Source organism: Crystallibacter degradans, assembly GCF_012952295.1.
GTDB lineage: Bacteria > Actinomycetota > Actinomycetes > Actinomycetales > Micrococcaceae > Crystallibacter > Crystallibacter degradans.
This window is the reverse complement of record NZ_JABBCH010000004.1, coordinates 113,697-137,663: the sequence shown is the minus strand read 5'-3', so window position 1 is coordinate 137,663 and position 23,967 is coordinate 113,697. Positions and strand designations below refer to the sequence as shown.

Sequence of the window (23,967 nt, the reverse complement as noted above, 5' to 3'; positions counted from 1 at the left end):
TGGTTTGATCACGGTTCCATTCCATCAGCCGGCAGTGACATTTTTCGGCGGATATCTTCAATGCGATCAAAGTCATCATCATCCGGAAACCACCGTGCCAGCTGCATCCTGACCTTCGGCTCGTGTCCGGCCTCCCGAATGATGAGCGGCGTGCGCTCCCGTTGATAGCGGCCCACCGCCCGGCCCATCAGCTCGTTGGGCAACGTTCCGTCCGCTCGGATAACGCGCCACCATGCCACCAACGCGCCGTGGAGCGACATCACACGGCCAACCTGGCGGGCACCGCCGGAGCCGAGCAGTTCCGCTACGTCCCCATAGGAGAGGACCCGACCGGCCGGTATGAGTGCCGCCACTTCCAGAACGGCATCAACAAACTCGCGGCGCATGCGATCTACTCTAAATGGCAGCCGATGTGTTTTTATCCACAGGCGGCGGGGCTGCCCCGGAAATGTCGGTGCCGGCCGGTAGCGTTACCGGCATGAGCAGCTGGCATGAACTTCCCCGGGCAGCATTCGACGTCGAAACGACCGGACGGGATCCGCACGAAGCACGGATCGTCACCGCATCCATTATTCTTGTCAACGGGCTTGGGCGGCCGCTGCAAGAGCTGGAATGGCTGGTCAACCCCGGCATTTCCATCCCGGCCGAAGCCTCTGCCATTCACGGCATCACCAACGACAAAGCCGCCAAGGAGGGAATGGACGCCGCCCAGGCTGCAGCTGAAATCGCCCAGACACTCGGCAGCTATTTCGACGCCGGCATCCCGGTCATGGCGTTCAATGCCCCCTACGATTTCACGGTCCTGGCCGAAGAATGCGGACGCCACGGGATGGACATGCCGGAGCCCACACCCGTTATCGATCCGTTTGTCCTGGACAAGCAGATGGACCGGTACCGGCGCGGCAAGCGGAACCTGGTAGCGCTGAGCGAGTTTTACCAGGTGCCGCTGGAGAACGCCCACACTTCCGCCGCAGATGCCATGGCCACTATCGGCGTCGCCGATGCGCTGGCCATGAAATACCCAGAACTTCAGGTCGATCCCTCTGAGCTCCACGCATCGCAAGTGGAGTGGTGCGCCAAACAGGCCACGAATTTCCAGGAGTGGTTGCGCCGGACCAAACCGGACGCGGTGGTCGACGGCGTTTGGCCGCTACGGGAGGGTGTTGTGCACGCGCGGCCTACAGCTGCGGCAGGGCAGTCAATTTAGCGTCTGAATATTACGAATCTTTGCCCGGGTTCGGGAGCGCGGCCAGTCCTGTCATAATTTAAGCTGTCCGCTGCCCGTGCTGGCCGCCGCAGACCAGGACCCCGTCCCCAATCAGCCGAGGATTCATGTGATCACTGTTTCTGACCTGCGCAAGGTCTATCGCCAAGGCAACCGTGAAATTGTTGCTCTTGACGGAGTCAGCCTTGAGGTCCCGAAGGGATCAATTCACGGCATCGTGGGACATTCCGGGGCGGGCAAATCGACTTTGGTCCGATGCCTGACCCTGCTGGACTCCCCCACCTCGGGGTCGGTGAGCATCAACGGGGCCGAACTGAGCGCGGCCCGGGACGCTGATCTGCGCAGCGCACGCCGGCGCATCGGCATGATCTTCCAGCATGCCAACCTGATGGATTCCCGGACCACTGCGCAGAACGTTGCGCATCCGTTGGAAATCGTCAACACATCCAAGGACGCCATCAGCACAAAGGTGAATGAACTGTTGAAGCTGGTGGGACTGGAAGGCTTCGAAAACGCCTATCCTTCCCAGCTCTCCGGCGGCCAGCGCCAGCGCGTAGGCATTGCCCGCGCCCTCGCTTCCGATCCGGACGTCCTCCTCTGCGACGAGCCCACATCTGCTTTGGACCCGAAAACTACCGAAGAAATCCTTGTCCTGATCAAGGACCTCACCAAGCGCCTGCAGCTGACGGTGCTGATCATCACGCACGAAATGCACGTGGTCAAACGCGTCTGCGACTCGGTGTCCTTGCTGGCCGCCGGCCGCATCGTCGAACACGGCCCGCTGCGCGAGGTGGCAGCCAGTCTGGGCAGCGAGCTGTCCCGAACGTTGCTGCCGCTGCCCTCAGCGGAGCCGCTGGGCACCGGCGTCGTTCTTGAAATCCTTTTCTCCGGTGACACTGCCTCGGAACCAGTTCTAACCGCCGCCGCCCGCCGATTCAACCTGGACCTCAACGTACTCGCTGGCAGTGTCGAAACGTTGGCAGGCACGCAATTCGGCCACTTGCGCATCCAGCTTCCGGCAGGCACCGACGCCGGCCCCGTCGTCGAATATCTGCACAGCCAGGGAGTCTCGGTGCGTACCGCAGGAAAGGACGCCGCATGAACCTATTCGAGGACTTGTTCTCTAATCCGGCCATCACGAAGGCACTGCCGGAAGCCATCGGCGAAACACTGCTCATGGTGGGAATTTCGGGTGTCTTCACCGTGCTGATCGGGTTGCCTCTCGGCATCTTCCTCTATACCAGTGCGCCCGGAGGGTTGCGCCCGCTCCCGGTAACCAACCGCATCGTCTCGGACATCGTGGTGAACATCACCCGGTCCATTCCCTTCGCGATTCTGATGATTTCGCTGATTCCGCTCGCGCGGATCATCACCGGAACCTCCATCGGCGCCCTGGCCGCCACGGTATCCTTGACTATCGGCACCGTCCCGTTCTTTGCCCGTCTTGTCGAGACGGCGCTGCGGGACATCAGCTCGGGCAAGATCGACGCTGCCCTGGTCATGGGCTCCACCAGGATGCAGATTGTCCGAAAGGTTCTGGTACCGGAGGCCCTGCCGGGCCTCGTCGCGGCGCTGACGACGACAATGGTTACGCTGGTTGGCTACTCCGCCATGGCGGGCCTGACCGGCGGGGGTGGACTGGGACAGTTGGCCTACAACTACGGCTACCAGCGGTTCAACACGACCGTCATGATCGTCACCATCGTGCTCATAGTCATACTGGTCCAAGCCATCCAGTGGATCGGGGACGCCGTCGCCCGCCGGGTCGATCACCGCAGCGCTGCCACAGCCGGTTCGAAGAAATCCCGTCGGCATGAACCGGCCACCGTGGTCGGCGTCTAAAGCCAACATTGCCAGCTTCCCGCCCCGCTCTACAGCGTGGCGGAAGAATGCAGCCAGTAGCCGCTAGCTGCACCACGTCCGGAGAGGTCGAACACCTGCTCCGGGTTATTCGAAAGGAACGCACGCAGATGCGTAAAGCACTTACCCTCGTGGGCACCGGCCTTGCCGCGGCCCTGGCGTTGACGGCTTGCGGTGGATCGGATTCTGCCTCCAACGCTACTCCCGACCCGGCCAATCCTGTGACCGTCACGGTCGGCGCTGGCCCTGTTCCGCACGCACGGATCCTTGAGTTTGTAGACCAGAACCTTGCCAAGGACGCAGGCATTGATCTGGAAATCGAAGAGATGACCGATTACCAGACGCCGAATATCGCCCTGAGCGACGGTTCGATCGATGCGAACTACTTCCAGCATCTTGCTTTCCTTGAACAGCAGATCGAGGACAAGGGCTACGACTTCGAGCACGGTGCCGGAATCCACATCGAGCCGTACGCAGGTTTCTCTTCCAAGCATGACGACATCTCGGAGATCCCGGATGGTGGCACTATCGCCATCACGAATGACCCCGCGAACCAGCCCCGCGCTCTCAAAATGCTTGAAGAGGCGGGCCTGCTCAGCGGCATCGAGGAAGACTCCGCGGCCCTGACCCTGACGGAGGAGCAGAACCCCAAGGGACTGAAATTCGAGGAAAACCAGCCGGAAATCCTGCTTCCCCTCATCGACGATCCCAAGGTGGACCTGGCGATCATCAACGGCAACTTCATCCTGGAAGCCGGCATGAGCACGGATGACGCCCTGGTAGTTGAGTCCGTTGAAGATAATCCGTATGCCAACTTCCTCACCTGGCGCGCGGGCGAAAAGACTGAAGCCATCACCGTCCTCGAGGAGCTCCTGCACTCCCCCGAGGTCAAGGACTACATTGTGGAGACCTGGCCGAACGGCGACGTCACTCCGGCGTTCTAGCTTTCCCGGCCAGCAAGGCCGCATCAGCCACGCTTAACCACAAGGGAGCCGGCAGCACACGCTGCCGGCTCCCTTGTCAGTTCTGCCCCAAGGCTTGTTTGTCGTGTCGGGTCAGGACACCGTCTCCACAGACTTTTCCTCGAGCCGCACCCGCCGGCCTGACGCTTCCGGCTTCGTATCGCCCGTCCAGACCTGAATGACTGCCCAGGCCACCGCCGCCAACGGCACGGCAAGAATGGCACCGACAATACCGCCCAGGATGGTGCCGGCCGTCAGGGCGAGCAGGATGACCAGGGAATGGAGGCTGACGGAACGGCCCATGACGACGGGTTGCAGGAAGTTCCCCTCCAGTTGGTTCACCAGAACCACAACGCCGATCACCACCAGCGCGGCCACGGGACCGTTGGCCACCAGTGCCACGAGGGCTGCCAGCACGCCGGCCACCGTGGCACCCACTATCGGCACGAAGCCGCCGATGAAGATGAGCACGGCCAGCGGCAGCGCCAGCGGCACCTGCAGGATGATTAAGGCCAGACCAATGAAGATGGCGTCGACCGCCGCCACAATGGCGGTGCCCCGGACGTAGTTGCCCAGGACGTCAACGGCCCGCGAGCCGGCCAGCGCCATCTTCGCCCGGCGGCGGTAGGGGAACCAGCGCAGCAGGAATGTCCAGATCCGCTCGCCGTCTTTGAGGAAGTAAAACAGCACCACGGCCATCAGGACCGCGCCGGTGATGAACTGCGTCGCCGTGGACAGGCCGCTCAACGCGCTGCGGCCCACGGCCGCGCTGGTCAGGAAGTCCAGGACGCCGGCCAGCGCCTCGTCTATCTGCGCCTGATCCACCGGGAGCGGGAAATCAGCCAGGAAGCCCTGCAGCTGTGCCCAGCCTTCGGTAGCCGAACTGATGAGTTCATCCAGCTCGTTCCGAACGGCGACAACGATGCCGGTAATGACGCCGCCAAGCACCACAAGGATGCCCAGGAACGCCGTCGCGGTGGCCAGCGCACTGGACCAGCCCCAGCGCCTCAGGACGTTGACCACCGGATAGACCGCGGCCGCCAGGATGAGGGCAATCAGCACCGGGATGACCAGCAGCTGCAGTTGCAGCATCACGTACACGCTGACCGAGAGCAGCGTCAGGATCAGCAGCAACTGTGCGGAGCGCGTGCCCACCCGGCCCATACCATCGGTCCACAGATTTTGTTCCTGAACTTGGTCCCGCCGGGCAAACAACGCCATCAACATGCTCCTTGAAGTGGTTGGAAATCAGGCTCCAGGTGAGGCCGCGGCCGCCGCCTTGGCTGCCGCCGGAAGGGCAGCGTAAATCCGGTCCATGGCCTTGTCGTCATGCGCCGCGGAAAGGAACCACGCTTCGAAGACCGACGGCGGCAGGTAAACGCCGGAATCCAGCATGGAATGGAAGAACGGTGCGTACCGGAAAGCTTCCTGCCCTTGGGCGTCCTCGTAGTTGTGGACTCCGTTAGCCGAGGTTCCGAAGGCCACGCTGAAGAGGTTACCGGCACGCTGGATGCTGTGGTCCACGCCTGCTTCGCCCAGCGCGGCGGAGACCGCGCCGGACAATTCCAGGGACCGCCTGTCGATCCCGGCGTAGACCTCGGGCGTGGCCGCGGTCAGAGTGGCCACCCCGGCCGCCATCGCGATCGGATTTCCGGACAGCGTGCCGGCCTGGTAGACCGGCCCCACCGGGGCAAGATAATCCATAACCTCGGCCCGGCCGCCCAATGCTGCCACCGGCATACCGCCGCCGATGACCTTGCCGAAGGTCAGCAGGTCCGGCGTGAACGGAGCGTCCGTTCCCTCGGCTCCTCCGGTCAGTCCCCAGTAGCCTGCATAGCCGGTCCGGAAGCCGGTCAGAACCTCGTCCAGAATGAGCAAGGCGCCGTGCTGTGCGGTGATCCGGGAAAGTGCGGCGTTGAAGCCTGCGCCTGGTTCCACAACACCCATATTGGCGGGTGCAGCTTCGGTGATCACCGCGGCGATGTTGGGACCGTGGGTTTCGAACGCGGCTTCAACCGCGGCCAGATCGTTGTAAGGCAGGACCAGCGTCTCGGCAGCAGTAGCCTCGGTGACACCGGCAGAGCCGGGCAGCGCCAGCGTGGCAAGACCCGATCCGGCGGCCGCCAGCAGTCCGTCCAAATGGCCGTGGTAGCAGCCGGCGAACTTGATGATCAGGTTGCGGCCGGTAAAGCCGCGGGCCAGCCGCACGGCAGTCATGGTGGCCTCGGTGCCCGTGGATACCATGCGCAGCCGCTCGACGGCGGAAACCCGCTCCATCACAATGGCCGCCAGTTCGGCTTCGGCGGGCGTGGACGCGCCGAAGGACAGGCCGCGGTCCACCGCCGCGTGGACGGCGGCCAGCACCTCGGGATGGGCGTGGCCCACCAGAGCAGGCCCCCAGGAGCAAACCAGGTCAACGTACTCGCGGCCGTCGGCGTCGGTGAGGTAGGGCCCCTTGGCGGAGACCATGAAGCGCGGCGTCCCGCCCACGGATCCGAAGGCCCGCACGGGCGAGTTCACTCCCCCGGGCATCAGATGGCGCGCGCGTTCGAACAGTTCTTCAGAGCTAGTCATTCCTTAGTTGCTTTCCTTCAGCCAGCGGGCAATTTCTGTAGCCCAGTATGTCAACACCATATCCGCCCCGGCCCTCCGGATGCCCAGCACGGACTCGAGGATGGCGGGCTTGCGGTCGATCCAGCCATTGGCTGCCGCGGCCTCGATCATCGCGTATTCACCCGAAATCTGGTAGGCGGCTACCGGTACCGGCGACATGGCCGCAACATCGGCCACGATGTCCAGGTAGCTCATGGCGGGCTTGACCATCACCATGTCCGCGCCCTCATCGAGATCCAGTTCGACCTCAAGCAGGGCCTCGCGGCGGTTTGCCGGATCCATCTGGTAGGTCTTCCGGTCACCGCTCAGCTGCGAATCCACTGCCTCGCGGAAAGGTCCGTAGAAGGCAGACGTGTACTTGGCCGCGTAGGCCAGCACCGCGGTGTCCTTCAGGCCTGCCTCGTCGAGGGCCTGGCGGATCACGGCGACCTGGCCGTCCATCATGCCGGAGGGGCCCAGGACGTCGGCGCCGGATTGTGCCTGGATCACGGCCATCCGCGCGTAGATCTCCAGCGTGGCGTCATTGTCCACCGCCCCATCCGGGGTCAGGACACCGCAGTGGCCGTGGTCCGTGAACTCGTCGAGGCAAACGTCGCTCATAACCACCAGATCGTTGCCTACCTCGGCCTTCACATCTGCGATGGCCTTGTTCAGCACGCCGTCCGGGTCCACGCCTGCGCTGCCGGAGGCGTCGCGGGCGGCCGGCACGCCGAAGAGCATAATGCCGCCGAGGCCAAGTTCCACCGCTTCGGCCGCGGCCCGCTTGAGGGAATCTGTGGTGTGCTGGACGACGCCGGGCATGGACTGCAGCGGCGCCGGCTCGGAGATGCCCTCGCGGATAAACGCCGGCAGAATCAGCTGCGAGTGCTCGATCCGCACTTCAGCGGTGAGTTTGCGCAAGGCTGCGGTGGCACGGAGTCGGCGCGGTCGGTGGCTAGGAAAGCTCATCATCATCCTTCGGCTTTGGTGCGGTGCGGGTCTTGAGGGCCTCGGTCAGCGCGTCCGCGATCCCGGCCGGCGTCGGTGCGGTGGCGGTCGCGGCGATGTCCAGACCGAGCAATCCGGCTTCCTTCGCGGTGCTGTTGCCGATGGCTATCAGCAGCACATTTGGCGGCAGCTCGGGCGAGAGCTGATGCAGCCGGCGGGCCACGCTCGGAGACGTGAGAACGACAGCGTGAATCGCCTTTTCGGCGACGCCGCGGTTGAATTCTTCCACCGTCATGGGTTCCTGGTCTGCCCCGGCGAGGGCAGGAGAAACGGACTCCAGCACAGCGGTCAGGCGCCGCTCCGGCCGGGCCGGATAGTCCACCGTGTGGTAGGCAACCACAGGCAGCACCTGCCAGCCCTTATCCATCAGGCCCTCGAAAATGGTGTCCGCCGCGATGTCCGCCTGCGGCAGGAAGACGTTGGTACGCAATGCCGTTTCCGGACGGGGTTCGCCCGGCCGGGGCCAGTCCGCCACCAGTCCGACGGCGTCCATGGTGCCTTCGGGAACAAGGTCAACCTGCAGGCCCTCCGCTTCCAGGGCCGAAGCCGTACCCGACCCGACGGCCGCGATCTTGGTGTCACCGGACAGCGCCTTCAGTGTGGTGCCGAGTGCGGCTGCCCGCTGCTTCAGCGCCCGCACGGTGGTGATGCTGGTGACGACCATCCACTCGAAGCGGCCCTGGCCCAGCATGCGCAGCGCTTCGTCCAGTTCACGGCTGGACTCGGGTTCCTCGAAGTCGATCAGCGGCATCAGTTTCGGTTCGGCGCCTCTGCCGGACAGCTCGGCCACCATGGCACCTGCGCGGTCGGCACTGCGCGGCAGCACCACTACCAGCCCGGCGAGCGGACTCCCGGGGTTGCCTCGCGGCCGCAGCAGGGGCATGCTCAGCTGCCTGCCAAGGGGGTCAGTTCTCCGGCTCCCTGGGCCAGCAGGTCCTCGGCCAACCGGGCTCCCAGGCTTGCCGCGGCTTCCATGTCCGGGCTGTTGGTCTCCAGGCTGCTGCGCAGCAGGCGGCTTCCGTCCGGCCGGCACACTACCGCTTCGAGCCGGAGCACACCCCCGGCCAGCGTCGCCAGCGCACCGATGGGCGCACTGCAGCCCGCCTCAAGCCGGGCCAGCAGCGCACGTTCGGCGGTCACCGAGAGGCGGGTGGCCTCGTCGTCGTAATCCTGCATCGCCTTGGCCAGCGCGCTCCCGTCCGCGGCGTCGGCTGTACGGCACTCCACGGCCAGCGAGCCCTGTCCAGGGGCCGGCAGCATGACGGCCGGATCCAGCAGTTCGGTGATGGTCTCGGTCCGGCCCAGCCGGCTGAGGCCTGCGGCTGCAAGGACCACCCCGTCGAGGTCGCCTTTTTTACCCTCGATGACCTCGGGGCCGTGCATCCCCCGGACGCGGCCGAGCCGGGTTTCCACATTGCCGCGGATATCGATGACCTGCAGGTCCGGCCGGGCAGCGCGCAGCTGGGCGGCGCGGCGCGGGGAACCGGTGCCGACCTTCGCGCCGGCGGGCAGCTCGGTCAGGGTCAGTCCGTCCCGGGCACACAGCGCATCCCGCACATCGACGCGTGCCGGATACGCCGCGATCTGGAGCCCATCGGCCGCGCCGGTGGGCAGATCCTTGAGCGAATGCACGGCCACATCGCAGCGGTCATCGAGCAGGGCCTCGCGCAGGGCCGCAACGAAAACGCCGGTGCCGCCGATCTGGGCCAGCGAACCCTTCAGAATGTCGCCCTCGGTCTTGATCCGGACCAGCTCGTAGTCCACCCCGCCGGATGCGGCAAGGGCTTCGGCCACGGTTGTGGTCTGGGTGACGGCCAGGGCGCTGCCCCGGGTTCCTATGCGGACAGTGCTTGTCACGGTGCGGGTACTCCTACGGTGGAATCCATGCCGGCAACCGTGGGTTTTTCGCCGCGGCGGTTGGTGCAGCAGTTGGGGAAACACACATCCATCCACGGCCCCAGCTTGGTGGTGGCGGCGCGTTCGGCAATGGTGTTCTCGGCGGTCCGTTCGCAGACCAGGTCGACCAGGCCGGCAACGAACTTCTTGTGCACGCCCGGAGTCGGCACGCGGGCGGCGGCGAGGCCGAGCTTGCGGCAGGTCTCCAGCGCCTCGGTGTCCAGGTCCCAGATCACTTCCATATGGTCGCTGACAAAGCCCAGCGGGACAATGACTACGCCCTTCACGCCCTGCGTGGCCAGCTCTTCGAGGGCATCGTTGATGTCCGGTTCCAGCCAGGGCACATGCGGCGCCCCGGACCGGGACTGGTAGACCAGCGAATGTGCGACGCCGGCGGCTTCCGGAATCCGGTCCAGCACGGCCTGGCCGGTAGCCAAGTGCTGCGCAACGTAAGCGCTGCCGCCGTCGTACTCGGCGCCATCAGCCAAGCGCGGCCCGGCCGCCTCGGCGTCCCCCATGGGAATGGAGTGGGTAGCGAACATGATGTGCACCGGCGCGTCCGGCTCGCCCTTGGCGGCGAGGTCGGCGCGCACCGCGGCGAGCCCCTCGGCGACGCCCTCGACGAACGGCTCCACGAAGCCCGGGTGGTCGAAGTACTGGCGGACCTTGTCCACTTCCAGCTTGCCTTCCAGCCCGGTCTCCACCAGCGCCACGCCGAAGTCCTCGCGGTACTGGCGGCAGCTGGAGTAGCAGGAGTAGGCGCTGGTGGTGACGGCCAGCACGCGGCGGTGGCCGGCGTCGTACGCTTCGCGGAAGGTATCGGCGATGAAGGGCGCCCAGTTCCGGTTGCCCCAAAGCACGGGTAGGTCGATCCCGCGGCTGGCCAGTTCGGCCTCCATGGCCGCCTTGAGCGCCCGGTTCTGGGCGTTGATCGGGCTGATGCCGCCGTTGGCGCGGTAGTGGTGGGACACCTCTTCGAGCCGCTCATCGGGGATGCCGCGCCCGCGGGTGACATTGCGCAGGAACGGGATGACGTCTTCCTGGCCCTCGGGGCCGCCGAAGGACGCCAGGATGATGGCATCGTAGTTCTTCGGCGCCATCCTGCCGTTTTCGTCCACACCCGCGCGCGGATCGAAGTTTGTTTCGGCGGTGGTCACCGTAGTACCTCGGCAATCTCGGCGGGGCTGATGCGGCGGCCGGTGTAGAACGGGATTTCCTCTCGGACGTGGTTGCGGGCGTCGGTGTAGCGCAGGTGCCGCATCAGGTCGACCAGGTCGATCAGTTCCGGTGCTTCCAGGCCCAGGATCCATTCCCAGTCGCCCAGAGCGAAGGACGCCACGGTGTTGGCGAGCACCTGCGGGAAATCGCGGCCGAGCATGCCGTGGTCGCGCAGCATCTTGCCGCGCTCCTCGGCCGGGAGCAGGTACCACTCGTAGGAGCGCACAAACGGGTAGACGCAGAGCCAGGCTTCGGGTTCCTTGCCGAGCGCGAAGGACGGCGAGTGGTTCTTGGTGAACTCCGCGTCGCGGTGGACACCCATGGCGGACCAGACGATGTCCGCCTCTTCGAACAGCGCGGTGCGGCGGATGGTGCGCACGGCCGCCTGCAGCTCATCCGGCTTGGAGCCATGGAGCCAGATCATGACATCGGCGTCTTCGCGCATGGCGGAGACGTCGTAGGCGCCGCGCAGGGTCACGCCGGCATCGCCGAGGCGGGCGACGGCGGATTCGAAGTCGGCAACGGCGGAGTCCGCAATGTCCGCACCGGACCGCTTGAACACGGTCCAGAGGGTGTAGAAAAGCTCTTCTTCGCCCGGGGTTTCGACGGCGTTGGCGGATCCGGACGTGGACGTTTCACTCATGCTTACAGTCTGCCTTCTTCAGTAGTTATTAGTCGAAAACGGATCTTCTACCCATTGTAGAAGAAATTCAGGACGACGACGGCGCCGCGGCTTTCAGTTCTGCCGCGAGCTGGCGTGCGCGGGTCCGGCTGTCGGCCACCACGGCCACCAGCCCTGTTCCGGCCAGCCAGGCACCGGTCAGCTGCAGGTGGCTCCCGTCGGCAGCAAGCTCACGCACTTGGGCCACCCTGTCCCGATGTCCCACGGTGGCGGACGGCAGCGCGCCCACCCACCGGACCACCTTCCAGCCCAGCACATCCGGATCGGTGATCGGAGTGTCCATCAGCGCCGTGGCATCGCTCAGCGCCTGGCGGTACAGCTTCTCGTCGGGCCAGCCGGTGAAGTCTTCCGCGGTACCCGCCTGTCCAACCGCCCTGCCGTAGGACAGGCGCAGCACGTGGCTGCCCGGGCCGGTTTCGTCCGCGAGCCAGGGCCACTTGGCCGTGGCATGCGTGAGCGCCTTCGCCTTGATACCTTCGACCCCCGGCGCTACCAGCAGCCCGGTGCCGCGCGGCTTGGCATCCAGCTCCGGCTGGTCTACCACCAGCGTCACCAGTGCCACCGAGGGCCCTGGGGCAGGCTTCAGGTCAGCGATCCCGGGGATGGATTCCTGCAGCAGCGTCACCGCGGAGACGCCGTCCGCCGCCATCACCAGCCCGGCAGAGTCAAAGGTCCCGTCCGCGGATGCGACCCGCCAGCCGCCGTCGTGCTTTGCAATTGTTTTAACCGGCGAGGAGGCGCGCAACTGGACTTTGCGCCGTTTCAGATCGGCCAGCAAGGCCTCGGTCAGCCGGCCCATGCCGCCCGCTATTCCGGCCACCGCTGAGCCCGCCGGGGCCGCTTTGCGCATGGCGCCTACCGCGGCCTGCAGCGAGCCGTGGGTTGCCACCGAAGCACGCAGGCCCGGGGCAACCGAGTCCACATCCAGCACATCGGGATCGGCTGAATAGACGCCGGCCACCACCGGGGTCACCAGCCGCTCGAGCACGGTGCTGCCCATGCGGGCGCGGACCAGTTCGCCCAGGCTCAGCTGGTCTTTGCCCAGCAGGTTCCCCAGCGGCAGCATGCGGTCCGCCGCAGCTCGCAGGGAAGCCTTGCGGCCGATCGCCGCCACTATCTGCGGATCGGTGGGATCCGACGGAATGCCCAGCAGCCCGGTCTTGGGCAGCCGCTGGGCCGAGCCGGGCAACTGCACCCACGCGCCGGCCGGGTCGGGGGCCACAATGCTCTCCCCCAGTCCGAGTTCCCCGGCCAGTCCCGAGACGGCCTGCGAGCGTGTTGCGAAGGACTCCGCACCGGCGTCCAGCGTAAAGCCCGCCACCTCGTGCCGCGCCACGCAGCCGCCGAAATCCGCGGCTGCTTCCAGCACGGTGACCTGCACGCCCTGCATCGCAAGTTCGCGCGCGGCGACCAGCCCGGCGACGCCGCCGCCAACAACGACGGCGGTGGGAGCCTTGAGGGCCGGCAGGTGGCCCGTGCGCGGGGTGCTGCGGGAGGCAGCGCGGTCCGGGTACCCGGCGTCGGGACGCTGGTGGTGCGGCATGGCTACAGGTCCACCGAATGGATCAGCTTGACCACGCGGGTCAGCACATCCGGGTCTGTCTCCGGCGGGACACCATGCCCCAGGTTGACCACGTGCCCCGGAGCCGCGGCACCGGCGGCGAGTACTTCGCGGACGTGCTGTTCCAGCACTTCCCACGGGGCAGACAGCAACGCCGGGTCGATGTTGCCCTGCAGCGGGGTCTTGCCGCCCAGCCTGCGGTTGGCCTCGTCCAGTGGCAGACGATAGTCCACGCCGATCACATCGACGCCGACATCGCGCATGGCAATCAGCAGTTCGGAGGTGCCGGTACCGAAGTGCACCAGCGGAACGCCGAGGTCGCGGACGTGGTCCAGTGCGCGGGAGGAAGCCGGCGCCACGTGGCGGCGGTAGTCTTCCAGGCCCAGCGAGCCGGCCCAGGAGTCAAAGAGCTGTCCGGCGCTGGCCCCGGCTTCTAGCTGGGCGCGCAGGAACTTTCCGGAGGCATCCGCCGCCCAGTCGGTGAGGGCCCGCCATGTTTCCGGTTCGGCGTGCATCATGGTCCGCGGGCCCAGGTGGTCACGCGACGGCCTGCCCTCCACCATGTAGGCCGCGAGGGTGAACGGCGCACCTGCGAAGCCGATCAGCGGCTTCTTCCCCAGTTCATTGACCGAGAGGCGCACGGCTTCACGGATGGGCTCCAGCGCTTCATCGGTCAGGGTAGGCAGATTCGCGACGTCGGCGGCGGTCCGCACCGGGCTGCCCAGCACCGGGCCAACACCGGGAACGATGTCAACGTCCACCCCCGCCAACTTCAGTGGAATGACGATGTCGGAGAAGAAAATTCCGGCGTCCACATCGTGCCGCCGCACGGGCTGCAGCGTAATTTCGGCGGCCAGCTCCGGGTTCAGGCAGGAATCCAGCATCGCGATCCCCTGCCTCAGCTCGCGGTACTCCGGCAGCGAGCGGCCGGCCTGGCGCATGAACCACACCGGCCGCCGGTCGGGCTTCCCGCCGCGGTAAGCGGTAATCAGGGCAGAATCGGAAGTCCGGCCATCCATCAAGGGGTGGGAAGCATTCAACGTCATGCTTATAGATTCTGCTCCACCCGCGCGCTCAAGGCCAACGCGGCCGTCTCAGGACAGGGATGGTGGCAAAGGTCACCCGCCCGGATTGGGTGAACCCAAGGTAAACAGGCAATCCTAAGAAGAACTGGAAGTCCCTACGGGCTAAGATAAGAGGCGTTGTGGTTTTACTATCCTTGGTTGCGACCCATTCCGATCTTGATCTGGAAACGGTAGCCCGCTTGAGTGCCGGCTCCTCCCAGGTCGCTTCCAGCATGCTCAAGGACGGGAGTCCAATCTCCGGCGCCGTGGTCCTTGCCACCTGCAACCGCGTCGAGATCTACTGTGAAACCGGTTCCGAAACCGACATTGACGCCGCACGCAGTGCGGTCATCTCCGAGATCAGCGACCGTTCCGGGCTGGACGAAAACCTGGTTGCCCGCTCCTTCACCACCAATACCGGCCCCGAGGTCTCCCGTCACCTCTTTGCCGTCGGCGCCGGTCTCGATTCGGCTGTTGTGGGCGAGCGTGAAATCGCCGGCCAGGTACGCCGCGCCCTGAACGAGGCGCAGCAGGAGGGCACCGCCAGCGGGGCACTCGTGCGGCTGTTCCAGACCGCTTCCCGCACTGCCAAAGACGTTGGCGCCCAGACTGCCTTGGGCGGCCGCGGGCTTTCCATCGTTTCCGTTGCCCTGGATCTGGCCACCGATCTGGCCGAAGACCGCGACTGGGCATCCAAGAACGTCGTCGTTTTCGGTACCGGGGCGTATGCCGGGGCCACCATGGCGCTGCTGCGCGAACGCGGCTGCACCGGTATCTCCGTCTACTCATCCTCCGGCCGCGCGCGGACGTTCACCGAGACCCGCGGAGGCTTCCCCCTGACGGAAGAGACCTTGGGCGCCGCCGTCGCCGCTGCGGATGTTGTCATCGGTTGCAGCGGCAGCGACCGCCAGATCAGCGCCGCCGAAGTTGCCGCCGGTCGCGAAACCGAAGCCAAACCGCTGACCATCATCGACTTAGCCCTGACCCACGATTTCGATCCCTCTGTTGGCGAACTGAACGGCGTCGAGCTCATCACGCTGGAGTCCGTCCGGCTGGCCGCTCCGGAAGAGCAGGCAGAGTCGGTCAACCAGGCAGCAAAGATCGTGGACCACGCCGCCCGGGCCTTCGAGGAAAGCCAGCAGGCCCGCTCCGTGGACGCCGCGATTGTCGCACTGCGCCGGCACACCATGGCGGTATTGGAAACGGAACTGGAGAAGGTCCGCAACCAGCACGGCTGCACCGGCCCTGCCCAGGAAGTGGAATTCGCCATGCGGCGGATGGTCAAGCAGTTGCTCCACCTGCCGACGGTGCGTGCCCGCGAGCTCGCCGCCAGCGGCCAGCAGGACCAATACATCGCGGCCCTTAATGCGCTCTACGGCATCAGCGTTGCAGAACCCGCCGCAGCGCCGGCCCGCTCAACCAGCGAAGACAGCTGCCCCGTTGACCATACGGTCGGCAGCCGGGAACAGGCCGCCACCGCCTGAGCCTTCCGGCTCAGTACACCGGCTTCTCCGGCTCCACTTCACGCACCCAGCTGAGGATGCCGCCGTCGAGATGCCGTACACGGGTATAGCCGTGGTCCAGCAGATTCTGCAGCACCTCGGCCGAACGCGTCCCGGCCTTGCAGTGGAAGACAAGGTCCCGGTCCCGGGGCAACTCGCCCAAGGCCTCTCCGGACAGGATCCGCCCCTTCGGAATCAGCGTGGCACCGGGAATGCTGACGATCTCGAATTCCCCCGGCTCGCGTACATCGATCAGCTCAAAGTCTCCGGGGCCTTGTCCGCGGGACTGGAGCATGGCCGCCAGTTCGGGCGCAGAGACCGTATGGCCGGCATCCACCGTGGCTCCCGGCGCCACACCGCAGAACGCTTCGTAGTCCATCAGCTCGGTGATCGGTTCACCGTCCGGGTCCTTGCGCACGCGCAGTTCGCGCCAGCTCATCTGGAGCGAGTTGAAGATCAGGACCCGGCCCAACAGCGTCTGGCCAATGCCGGTAATCAGTTTGATGGTCTCGTTGACCATGACGGAACCGATCTGTGCGCAGAGCACGCCCAGCACGCCGCCTTCGGCGCAGGAAGGCACGGATCCTGCCGGCGGAGCTTCGGGGTAGAGGTCGCGGTAATTCGGCCCGTACTTGTCCCAGAAAACACTGACCTGCCCGTCGAACCGCAGGATCGACCCCCAGACATAGGGCTTGCCCAGGATCGCGGCGGCATCATTGACCAGGTAACGGGTGGCGAAGTTGTCCGTGCCGTCCAGAATCACGTCATAGCCGGCGAAGATCTCCAGCGCGTTGGACCTGTCCAGCCGCACTTCATGGAGCACCACGTCCACCCCGGGGTTGAGGTCCAGGATGCTATCCCTCGCCGACTGCGCCTTGGTACGGCCCAGATCGGCGACGGTATGAATGACCTGCCGCTGCAGGTTGCTGGTCTCGACCACATCATCGTCAATAATGCCGATCCGCCCTACTCCGGCCGCTGCCAGGTACAGCATGGCCGGAGAACCCAGCCCGCCGGCACCGATGACGAGGACCTTGGCGTTCTTCAGCCGGAGCTGTCCGGCCATCCCGACTTCGGGAATGATCAGGTGCCGCGAGTACCGCTCCATCTCGGCCTGCGTCAGCTCCGCCGCGGGCTCCACCAGCGGCGGCAACAACACTGATTCCTGCGTATTCATAGTGCCAATCTACGCCGACGCGCGTGGGTTGGCAGAATAGATGAATTGATCTGTATTACCGACGCGTAAACTGACTGGAGAACGATAGTCAAGATTTCCTGCTATACCGGCGCACGGCCACAATCCGGTGCCAGATGAGGTCCGACAGTGAGTACTGATTCCCGGCCGGCGGCCAAGCCTGCCCGTCTGCCCCGTGAGGAGCGCCGGCGCCAGCTGCTCCAGGCAGCGCACGAAGTTTTTGTCGCCAATGGCTACCACGGCGCCGCCATGGACGAGATCGCGGAGACGGCCCGGGTCAGCAAGCCCGTGCTTTACCAGCATTTCCCGGGTAAGCGGGAGCTCTATCTGGCATTGCTGGACCACCATCTGGAATCGCTCACGGCCATGTTGATGGCGGCGCTGAACTCCACTAACGACAACAAGCTGCGCGTCCATGCCACCATGGACGCCTACTACCGCTTCATTTCCCAGGAGAGCCAGGCACACCGGCTGGTGTTCGAATCGGACCTGAACAATGATCCGGACGTCAGCAAACGTCTGGAGGACTTCAACGCCCAGCTGGCCAGCGCCATTGCCGCCGTCATCGCCGATGATACGAAACTTTCGGAGGTGGAGGCGACATTGCTGGGGCGGGCGTTGGCCGGTATGGCCCAGATCAGCGCCCGTTACTGGCTCCAGGCCGATAACGAGCTCGAGCGTGATACCGCCGTCGATTTGATCTACCGTTTAGCTTGGCGCGGAATTTCACGGTTCCCGAAGGAATCCTAAGATAGATTTCGAACCAGACATCGTTCGCACACCAGGAGGCATCAGTAGTGGAAATCAAGATTGGTATTCAGAACGTCGGCCGCGAGATCGTCGTCGAGTCCGACGAGTCCGCGGATGAAGTTGCCGAAATGGTTTCCCGTGCCATGAACGGCGGCGCCGAGCTGCGCCTGAAGGACAGCAAGGGCAACGTGGTCATCGTCCCGACCAATGTCCTCGGCTATGTGGAGATCGGTGCCGAGGAGCCGCGCAAGGTCGGCTTCGGGGTTCTTTAACTAAGCGGCACTAATGGTCCAGTTCGTACTGATCATTCTGGTGGCAGCCGCCGTGGGCATGAGCGCGTGGGGCATTGACAACAAGCGCCACGCCTACGGCGTCCTGCTGCTGCCGGCCTCGGCAATCGTGGCAGCCACCATCTTGTGGCTCATCCTGATGTTCGCAGGCCTTGGCTCCCAGCCCGGCGTGGATTATCTGAGCTGGCTGCTGCCCATGGTGTTGACCGTTCCCGTGGCCTGGCTCACGGTGTTCCTGGTGGGACGCCGTCGCGTCGCCGCGGATGTGGAGCGTCTGACCGAAGCCCTGCGCTGATCCGCCGAACGGGGTGCTTGGCCGTCAGGCCGGGTATTTGTCCGGCTGGGAGGTGGCTCCCAGGCGGATGGCAAGCTCACTCAACGAAGTGGCGGCAGCGACGTCGCGGGTTGTTACTGCGGACCCCGCATCATGGGACGTCAACCTGATGAAGACCTTGTTGTAGCGCCAGTCGAGGTCCGGATGGTGGTTGGCCTCTTCCGCCAACTCTCCGGCCCCGGCGATGAAATCCAGTGCAGCCCGTCCGTTCTCAAGCTTGAAGACGGTAACCAGCGCTCCCTCGCTGTGGCGCCAATCCGGCAGCGTCCTGAGCTGTTCATCGATCTGCTTGCTGTCCAGCTTGTCCTCGGCGCCCATTGCTCCTCCTGTGGCTAGAGATCCGGGCGGCCTGCAAATGACGATGAAGCCAATGCGTGCTCCCGTTTGGGAATCCGGCCGCCTGTTGCCGCCAGCCTACCGGCGATGACCGCATGTTTGAAGGCTTCGGCCATGCGGACCGGATGCTGGGCCCTGGTCACTGCCGTAGCCAACAGGACAGCGTCGCAGCCGAGCTCCATGGCCAGTGCCGCATCCGACGCCGTGCCAATGCCGGCGTCCAGTACTACCGGAATCCCGGCGCGCGAGACAATTAACTCGATGTTGTGCGGATTGAGGATTCCCAGCCCGGTACCGATAGGAGCACCCAGCGGCATCACGGCGGCAGCACCCAGCAGCTCGAGCCGGCGGGCCAGCACAGGGTCGTCATTGGTGTAGGCGAAGACCTTGAATCCGCGGTTGACCAATGCTTCGGTTGCCTCCACGAGTTCCACCGCGTCGGGCAGCAGCGTCTCTTCGTCGGCGATGACTTCGAGTTTCACCCAGTTCGTCTCCAGGGCTTCGCGCCCCAGTTCGGCGGTCATCACCGCCTCCCGTGCCGTGTAGCAGCCGGCAGTGTTTGGCAGCACCCGGATGCCATGGCGCTCCAGCAGGTCGAAGACCGAGGTGCCGCTGCCGGCCGCGTAGCGGCGCATCGCTACCGTTGTGAGTTCTGTTCCGGAAGCCAGCAGGGCCTCGCCCAAGCCGTCCAGGCTCGGCGCGCCGCCCGTACCCATGATCAGGCGCGATCCGAGGGTAACTCCGTCGATCATCAGTTCGTCCATTACTTAGCCTCCCTGTACTGCGGTCACGAGTTCCACGCCGTCGCCGTCTGCGAGCATGGTCCGGGCCCAGCTTCCGCGCGGCGCCACCTCCGCGTTCAGTGCTACAGCTACGCCGAGCCGTCCGCCGTCGGCCGGTCGCCCGTCCTCGGTCAATTCGCGGCCTGTGGTCAGGGCCACCAGTTCGAGCAGTGTCGGCGCGGTCGGCAAGGTGTGCGGACTGCCGTTGACGGTGATCTTCATGCGTGACTCTCCTTGGTCATATTGCTGAACCTGTCGGGATTGAATTGCTGTAGCTGGGCGGCGATTTGCACTCCGTCGATGAGGTCAGCGCAGATCCTGGCCGCGACCGGCGTCAGGAGCACTCCATGACGGAAGAATCCGGTGGCAACTACCAAACCCGGAAGGCCTTCCGTCCCTGCCGCCACCCGCCCCAGCAGCGGCGCATTATCCGGTGTTCCCGGCCGGGCGCGGCAGGTCATCTCTTCGAGCGCGAGTTCCGCCACGGCCGGCACCAGCGTCTGGGCGTCGCGTAGCAACTGGTACACCCCGCCGGCCGACACGTCCGCCGATCCGTCCTCACGCTGGGTGGCTCCGATCACCACCGTGCCGTCCCCGCGCGGGACAAGATAAACAGGGTGCCCGCGTACGATGCCCCGGATTGTGGAGGTGAGGAACGGCTGCAGGCCCGCCGGCACGCGCAGCCGCAGAATGTCCCCGTATACCGGACGCAGCGGCAGCCGCAGCCCCTCGGGCAGGCCGGTCAGTGCGGCGGCCGCAAGCCCGTTCGCGACCACTGTTTCGTCGGCCGGGATAACCTCACCGCTTGCCAACTGCACGCCAACAACCGCGCCGTCAGCATCAGTGATAAGTCCGGCTGCCGTTTCACTCACGACGGCGGTGCCTGAGTTCCGCAGCATCGTCAGTAACGCTGCGGAAAGGGCCCGCGGGTCCACCTGGTGGTCTCCCGGTGCGTAGAAAGCGCCGGTCAGAGCCGGGCCCAGGCTGGGTTCGAGCCGTCGGGCCTCGCGGCTGGTGATTTCGTGGACCTCGAGTCCTTCGGCCAGCTGCGCCTGTTTCAAGTCCGCGAGCATGGCGCGGTCCGCGGCGTCGAAAGCGGCAACCAAGGTCCCGGTTTCCTGGTAACCGGTCTCCCCCAGCCCCGCGACGAACCCAGGGTAAAGCCGGGCGGACTCGCGGGTCAGCGCCAGCAGCCGCTCCTCCTGGTAGTGCAGCTCGCTGACAGGGGCCAACATGCCGGCGGCGGCGTAGGTGGCGCCCGCGGCCGGGGCTGGATCGATGATGGTGGCATGGTGGCCGCGGCGGGTGGCTTCTGCAGCGATTCCCAGTCCGACAATGCCCGCGCCGATGACGGCAACATGTTTGGACAACTTTGAGCTTCCTTCCCTACGCCGGCATGACCCGGATCAGGTTCGACGGTCGGTGCCAGGCACCCTCTCAGCCTGTCGGCCGCCGGCAATTGCCGCACGTGCCGCCTAATCAGGCTCCCGCAGTGTTTTCTCCAGTGTAGCCATATCCAGGACTTCGCCCACGTCACATCCCGCCGCAAACCGCTGCCCGGGAACCGCGGAGTTCATTGCGCAGTTTGCCATTATGGTTGCTGGTATGGATTTTTCCTCTGCCCAGCTTTACCTTTGCACCGACTCCCGCCGCGACCGCGGAGACTTCGAGCAGTTCCTGGATGCCGCCTACTCCGGCGGTGTGGACATCATCCAGTTGCGGGACAAGTCCCTCGATGCCGCCGAAGAGCTGGAGCTGCTCGGCGTGCTCGCCGACGTTGCCGCCCGTCATTCGAAGCCGTGGTCCGTCAATGACAGGGCGGATCTGGCTGCGGTGGCCGGGGCGCCGGTCTTCCACGTCGGCCAGCAGGACCTGCCGCCGGCCGCGGCGCGGTCGGTGCTTGGCCCCACGGCCGCAATCGGCCGCTCCACCCACACTCCGGAACAGGCCGCAGCTGCCCTGGCCGATGACGCCCTGGACTATTTCTGCACCGGGCCGCTCTGGGCTACCCCTACCAAGCCGGGCAGGGCCGCCGTCGGTCTTCAGCTGGTGGAGTTTACTGCCGCCCAGCAGGCGCAGTCGGGTTCCGGCAAGCCGTGGTTTGCGATCGGCGGCATCGATCTCGACAACATCGGTCAGGTGGCGGATGCCGGGGCCAAACGCGTCGTCGTCGTCCGTGCCGTCACCGATGCCGATGATCCGGCCGAGGCGGCCCGCGCGCTGAAGTCGGCGCTGCCGCCGCTGTAACCGCTGGTCCGGCCGGCCGGGCAGACTAAACTTTCAGGCGGTCAGGCCCAGGGCATTCATCCGGCGGGAATGGTTCCGGGTCAGTTCCGCGAAGAGATCCGCGGTGACGGCCTGCTGGGAGGAAGGTTCGTCCAGTCCCAGCAGGGCGCCCAGGAAAGCGCGTTCAATCCCGATGCGCTGCGCCTGCGTCAGCGCCTCGCCGACCAGCCGCCGGCCCCACAGGGCCAGCCTCGAGGCCAGCCGCGCATCGTGCTCCAGCGCCCTGCGCAGCCGGGCGGTGAGCAAGACCAGCTGGTCCCCGTTTTCCTTAATCCTGGACACCAGCGCGCGGGTATCGGGATCCAGCCGGTCGGCGATCGCACGGTAGAAATCGCCCGAAACGGCATCGGTGACATAGGCCTTCATCAACGATTCGTACCAATCCCCGGGCCGCGTCCGCTCGTGGAACGCGTCGATCGACGCCTGGAAGGGCGCCATGGCGGCCTGGACGTCGATACCGAGGCGCGCCAGCTCGGCGCTGACAAGTTCAAAGTGCCCGAATTCGACGACGGCGAGGCGCCCGAGATCAGCGCGGTCTTTCAACGTCGGGGAGAACCGTGCGTCCGAGGAGAATCGCTCAAAGGCAGACAGCTCTCCGTAGGCCATGACGCCATAAAGATCGATGACATGCTGCAGATGTTCCGTTCCTGTCCCGTTGCTGGTGGTTGGACGATCAGCGGGGAAGGGTCTTTCGGAGCTCATGAACACCACCCTAACGCCCCACCTGCGGCGCTCTGGCGATAGGCTGGGCCTGTGCCGTATTCACACGTTGACGCCAAAGTTAATGAATCGCAGCATCTGCTCGCCCGTGTGCTGAGGGAACTGCGCACTGAGCTGGAACTTCCCGCGGCGTTCTGCCCTTCGGTCCTCGCAGAAGCCGAGAAGGCTGTGGCGGAACAGTCCATGCCTGCCGTGGACCTGACCGGGCTGGACTTCGTCACCATTGATCCACCAAGCTCCACCGACCTGGACCAGGCGATGTATATCGAGCGCGACGGCGAGGGCTACCGGCTCTGGTACGCCATCGCCGATGTTCCTGCTTTTGTTGCTCCCGGCGGTGAACTTGATGCTGAGACGCGGCGTCGCGGCCAGACCATCTACGCTCCCGATGGACGCATCCCGCTGCACCCGCCGGTGATCAGCGAAGACGCCGGCAGCCTCCTCCCGGACCAGGACCGCAGCGCTTTCGTGTGGGAATTCGAGCTCGACGCTGCCGCCGTTGTCAGCACTGTGTCGCTGCGACGGGCCAGGATGCGCAGCCGGGCCAAGCTGAACTACGAACAGGTCCAGCAGGACATTGATTCCGGCGAAGCACCGGTCTACCTGCAGCTGCTCAAGGAAGTAGGGCTCAAGCGCATCGAGCTGGAGCGGCAGCGCGGCGGCGCGAGCCTGAACCTTCCGGATGAGGAGATAGCCCATGACGGCCGCCATTACTTCATCGTGGCGCGGCCGGCACGGCCGGTCGAGGATTGGAACGCCCAGATTTCGTTGATGACCGGCATGGCGGCGGCGGAAATCATGCTCGAGGGCAAGGTAGGAATCCTGCGCACCATGCGCGCTCCGGACGAGGAGTCGGAGGCCCGCTTCCGCCGCCAGACCAAGGCGCTGGGCCATCCCTGGCCGGAGGGGATTGCCTATGGCGAATATCTCCGCGGGCTCGATACCGCGGATCCGAAACAGCTGGCGTTGATGGACGCCGCCGGATCGCTGTTCCGCGGCGCCGGCTACACACCGTTCGACGGCGAGGTGCCGCGGGAGCAGACCCAGGCCGCGATCGCTGCACCCTACGCCCACACCACCGCGCCGCTGCGCCGCCTGGTGGACCGCTTTGTCCTGGTCATCTGCGAAGCGCTCTGCGCCAAGACAGAGGTGCCGGGCTGGGCCCGGCAGGCCTTGCCTGAGCTCCCCCAACTGATGGCGGCCGCGGACCAGCTGTCCGGACGGCTGGAACGTGCGGCACTGGACGCGGTGGAAGCGGCCCTGCTCAGCCACCGGGTGGGCGAGGAATTCGACGCCGTGGTTATCTCGGCCCGTAATTCGAACAACCACTCGAACCACAGTGCCAACGGAAATGGCCGCCAGGAAGCCGTACCGCGCGGCACTATCCAAATCAGTGATCCCGCTGTCAGTGCGCGTTGCGACGGCGAACTGCAGGCTGGCACTGCCATCAGGGCCCGCTTGGTCGAGGCCGATATCGAGAAGCGCACTGTCCGGTTCGAGCTGATCAGCCCGGCCTGAACGGTCCGCACGGCCGCGTCACGCAGACGGTCGGCAGCCGATTTGCTCCCAGCCGGTAGACTGGACATGTAGAACTGGATGCCCGGTCGTTGATTGTTAGTAAATTTCATCAACAGATCCGCACCTACGCGATCTTTAACCCGCCGGCATGGCCACGATGGCCTGCACCGGCACGCAGTTGTTAGC

26 protein-coding genes and 1 riboswitch are annotated in these 23,967 nt (G+C 65.5%); of the genes, 10 read left to right on the top strand and 16 right to left on the bottom strand.

Going from position 1 to position 23,967, the window contains the following annotated elements; translation table 11 throughout:
- Positions 1-8 precede the first annotated feature (8 nt).
- A complete protein-coding gene (locus tag HGO92_RS09215; RefSeq protein WP_169993974.1) occupies positions 9-386 on the bottom strand; it encodes an MGMT family protein in 378 nt (125 codons plus the stop codon).
- Between the two features lie 92 nt (positions 387-478).
- On the opposite strand from HGO92_RS09215, the gene HGO92_RS09210 reads away from it, so the two are divergent.
- The 4 genes from HGO92_RS09210 to HGO92_RS09195 all read left to right on the top strand — a co-directional run bounded on the left by HGO92_RS09210 (position 479) and on the right by HGO92_RS09195 (position 4,029).
- Positions 479-1,207: a 3'-5' exonuclease gene (locus HGO92_RS09210; protein WP_169993971.1), complete on the top strand. Its 729-nt coding sequence runs from the start codon at positions 479-481 to the stop codon at positions 1,205-1,207.
- A 127-nt stretch (positions 1,208-1,334) separates the two neighbouring features.
- On the top strand, positions 1,335-2,327 hold the full coding sequence (locus HGO92_RS09205; RefSeq protein WP_169993968.1) for an ATP-binding cassette domain-containing protein: 993 nt from the start codon (positions 1,335-1,337) through the stop codon (positions 2,325-2,327).
- A complete protein-coding gene (locus tag HGO92_RS09200) occupies positions 2,324-3,067 on the top strand; it encodes a methionine ABC transporter permease (protein WP_169993965.1) in 744 nt (247 codons plus the stop codon). Before HGO92_RS09205 ends, HGO92_RS09200 begins: the two co-directional genes overlap by 4 nt.
- A gap of 128 nt (positions 3,068-3,195) precedes the next feature.
- Positions 3,196-4,029 carry a MetQ/NlpA family ABC transporter substrate-binding protein gene (locus HGO92_RS09195; protein WP_169993962.1) on the top strand — a complete coding sequence of 278 codons (834 nt, stop codon included), beginning with the start codon at positions 3,196-3,198 and terminating at the stop codon, positions 4,027-4,029.
- A gap of 111 nt (positions 4,030-4,140) precedes the next feature.
- Here the strand turns inward: HGO92_RS09195 and HGO92_RS09190 are convergent, their stop codons facing one another.
- From HGO92_RS09190 to hemE, 9 genes are all read right to left on the bottom strand, one after another.
- Positions 4,141-5,268 carry an AI-2E family transporter gene (locus HGO92_RS09190; protein ID WP_169993959.1) on the bottom strand — a complete coding sequence of 376 codons (1,128 nt, stop codon included), beginning with the start codon at positions 5,266-5,268 and terminating at the stop codon, positions 4,141-4,143.
- Between the two features lie 27 nt (positions 5,269-5,295).
- Positions 5,296-6,621 carry a glutamate-1-semialdehyde 2,1-aminomutase gene (gene hemL / locus HGO92_RS09185; protein ID WP_169993956.1) on the bottom strand — a complete coding sequence of 442 codons (1,326 nt, stop codon included), beginning with the start codon at positions 6,619-6,621 and terminating at the stop codon, positions 5,296-5,298.
- 3 nt (positions 6,622-6,624) lie between these two features.
- A complete protein-coding gene (hemB, locus tag HGO92_RS09180) occupies positions 6,625-7,608 on the bottom strand; it encodes a porphobilinogen synthase (RefSeq protein ID WP_169993953.1) in 984 nt (327 codons plus the stop codon).
- Positions 7,595-8,530: a uroporphyrinogen-III synthase gene (locus HGO92_RS09175; RefSeq protein ID WP_169993951.1), complete on the bottom strand. Its 936-nt coding sequence runs from the start codon at positions 8,528-8,530 to the stop codon at positions 7,595-7,597. Before HGO92_RS09175 ends, hemB begins: the two co-directional genes overlap by 14 nt.
- Positions 8,531-8,532: 2 nt before the next feature.
- Positions 8,533-9,504, bottom strand: coding sequence for a hydroxymethylbilane synthase (hemC, locus tag HGO92_RS09170; protein ID WP_169993948.1), 972 nt, complete (start codon positions 9,502-9,504; stop codon positions 8,533-8,535).
- Entirely contained in the window at positions 9,501-10,643 is a 1,143-nt protein-coding gene (locus tag HGO92_RS09165; RefSeq protein ID WP_169994426.1) for a ferrochelatase, read from the bottom strand. Before HGO92_RS09165 ends, hemC begins: the two co-directional genes overlap by 4 nt.
- Positions 10,644-10,696: 53 nt before the next feature.
- On the bottom strand, positions 10,697-11,404 hold the full coding sequence (hemQ, locus tag HGO92_RS09160; protein ID WP_169993945.1) for a hydrogen peroxide-dependent heme synthase: 708 nt from the start codon (positions 11,402-11,404) through the stop codon (positions 10,697-10,699).
- Between the two features lie 67 nt (positions 11,405-11,471).
- The gene (gene hemG, locus HGO92_RS09155; protein WP_169993943.1) at positions 11,472-12,986 is read right to left on the bottom strand and encodes a protoporphyrinogen oxidase; all 1,515 of its coding nucleotides are present in this window, start codon (positions 12,984-12,986) and stop codon (positions 11,472-11,474) included.
- Between the two features lie 2 nt (positions 12,987-12,988).
- Positions 12,989-14,050 (bottom strand): uroporphyrinogen decarboxylase, encoded by a 1,062-nt coding sequence (gene hemE / locus HGO92_RS09150; RefSeq protein WP_169993940.1) that lies wholly within the window; start codon positions 14,048-14,050, stop codon positions 12,989-12,991.
- A 158-nt stretch (positions 14,051-14,208) separates the two neighbouring features.
- Here hemE and HGO92_RS09145 point away from each other — a divergent pair, with 158 nt between their 5' ends.
- On the top strand, positions 14,209-15,552 hold the full coding sequence (locus tag HGO92_RS09145) for a glutamyl-tRNA reductase (RefSeq protein WP_169993937.1): 1,344 nt from the start codon (positions 14,209-14,211) through the stop codon (positions 15,550-15,552).
- A gap of 10 nt (positions 15,553-15,562) precedes the next feature.
- Here the strand turns inward: HGO92_RS09145 and moeB are convergent, their stop codons facing one another.
- Positions 15,563-16,747 carry a molybdopterin-synthase adenylyltransferase MoeB gene (gene moeB / locus HGO92_RS09140; protein WP_205834324.1) on the bottom strand — a complete coding sequence of 395 codons (1,185 nt, stop codon included), beginning with the start codon at positions 16,745-16,747 and terminating at the stop codon, positions 15,563-15,565.
- A 147-nt stretch (positions 16,748-16,894) separates the two neighbouring features.
- Between moeB and HGO92_RS09135 the strand changes: the two genes are divergently transcribed.
- From HGO92_RS09135 to HGO92_RS09125, 3 genes are read left to right on the top strand one after another with little or no spacing between them, the layout of a single operon-like run.
- Positions 16,895-17,515, top strand: coding sequence for a TetR/AcrR family transcriptional regulator (locus HGO92_RS09135; RefSeq protein ID WP_139004764.1), 621 nt, complete (start codon positions 16,895-16,897; stop codon positions 17,513-17,515).
- Positions 17,516-17,562: 47 nt separating this feature from the next.
- Positions 17,563-17,787 (top strand): DUF3107 family protein, encoded by a 225-nt coding sequence (locus HGO92_RS09130; protein WP_169993934.1) that lies wholly within the window; start codon positions 17,563-17,565, stop codon positions 17,785-17,787.
- A gap of 13 nt (positions 17,788-17,800) precedes the next feature.
- Complete coding sequence (locus HGO92_RS09125; RefSeq protein ID WP_169993931.1) at positions 17,801-18,100, top strand: hypothetical protein; 300 nt, start codon at positions 17,801-17,803, stop codon at positions 18,098-18,100.
- A 24-nt stretch (positions 18,101-18,124) separates the two neighbouring features.
- Here HGO92_RS09125 and HGO92_RS09120 read toward each other — a convergent pair whose 3' ends face one another.
- The 4 genes from HGO92_RS09120 to thiO form a co-directional block, all read right to left on the bottom strand.
- Positions 18,125-18,457 (bottom strand): 4a-hydroxytetrahydrobiopterin dehydratase, encoded by a 333-nt coding sequence (locus HGO92_RS09120; RefSeq protein ID WP_169993928.1) that lies wholly within the window; start codon positions 18,455-18,457, stop codon positions 18,125-18,127.
- Between the two features lie 14 nt (positions 18,458-18,471).
- Positions 18,472-19,239: a thiazole synthase gene (locus tag HGO92_RS09115; protein ID WP_169993925.1), complete on the bottom strand. Its 768-nt coding sequence runs from the start codon at positions 19,237-19,239 to the stop codon at positions 18,472-18,474.
- A 3-nt stretch (positions 19,240-19,242) separates the two neighbouring features.
- Positions 19,243-19,479, bottom strand: coding sequence for a sulfur carrier protein ThiS (gene thiS, locus HGO92_RS09110; RefSeq protein ID WP_169993923.1), 237 nt, complete (start codon positions 19,477-19,479; stop codon positions 19,243-19,245).
- Positions 19,476-20,627: a glycine oxidase ThiO gene (gene thiO, locus HGO92_RS09105; protein WP_169993921.1), complete on the bottom strand. Its 1,152-nt coding sequence runs from the start codon at positions 20,625-20,627 to the stop codon at positions 19,476-19,478. Before thiO ends, thiS begins: the two co-directional genes overlap by 4 nt.
- Positions 20,624-20,758, bottom strand: a riboswitch (TPP riboswitch). (Overlaps the previous gene by 4 nt.)
- A 104-nt stretch (positions 20,759-20,862) precedes the next feature.
- On the opposite strand from thiO, the gene thiE reads away from it, so the two are divergent.
- Positions 20,863-21,504, top strand: coding sequence for a thiamine phosphate synthase (gene thiE / locus HGO92_RS09100; protein ID WP_169993919.1), 642 nt, complete (start codon positions 20,863-20,865; stop codon positions 21,502-21,504).
- Positions 21,505-21,537: 33 nt separating this feature from the next.
- Here the strand turns inward: thiE and HGO92_RS09095 are convergent, their stop codons facing one another.
- Entirely contained in the window at positions 21,538-22,245 is a 708-nt protein-coding gene (locus HGO92_RS09095) for a ferritin-like fold-containing protein (RefSeq protein WP_169993918.1), read from the bottom strand.
- A 51-nt stretch (positions 22,246-22,296) separates the two neighbouring features.
- Between HGO92_RS09095 and HGO92_RS09090 the strand changes: the two genes are divergently transcribed.
- The gene (locus HGO92_RS09090; protein ID WP_169993916.1) at positions 22,297-23,781 is read left to right on the top strand and encodes an RNB domain-containing ribonuclease; all 1,485 of its coding nucleotides are present in this window, start codon (positions 22,297-22,299) and stop codon (positions 23,779-23,781) included.
- The last annotated feature ends 186 nt before the right edge of the window (positions 23,782-23,967 follow it).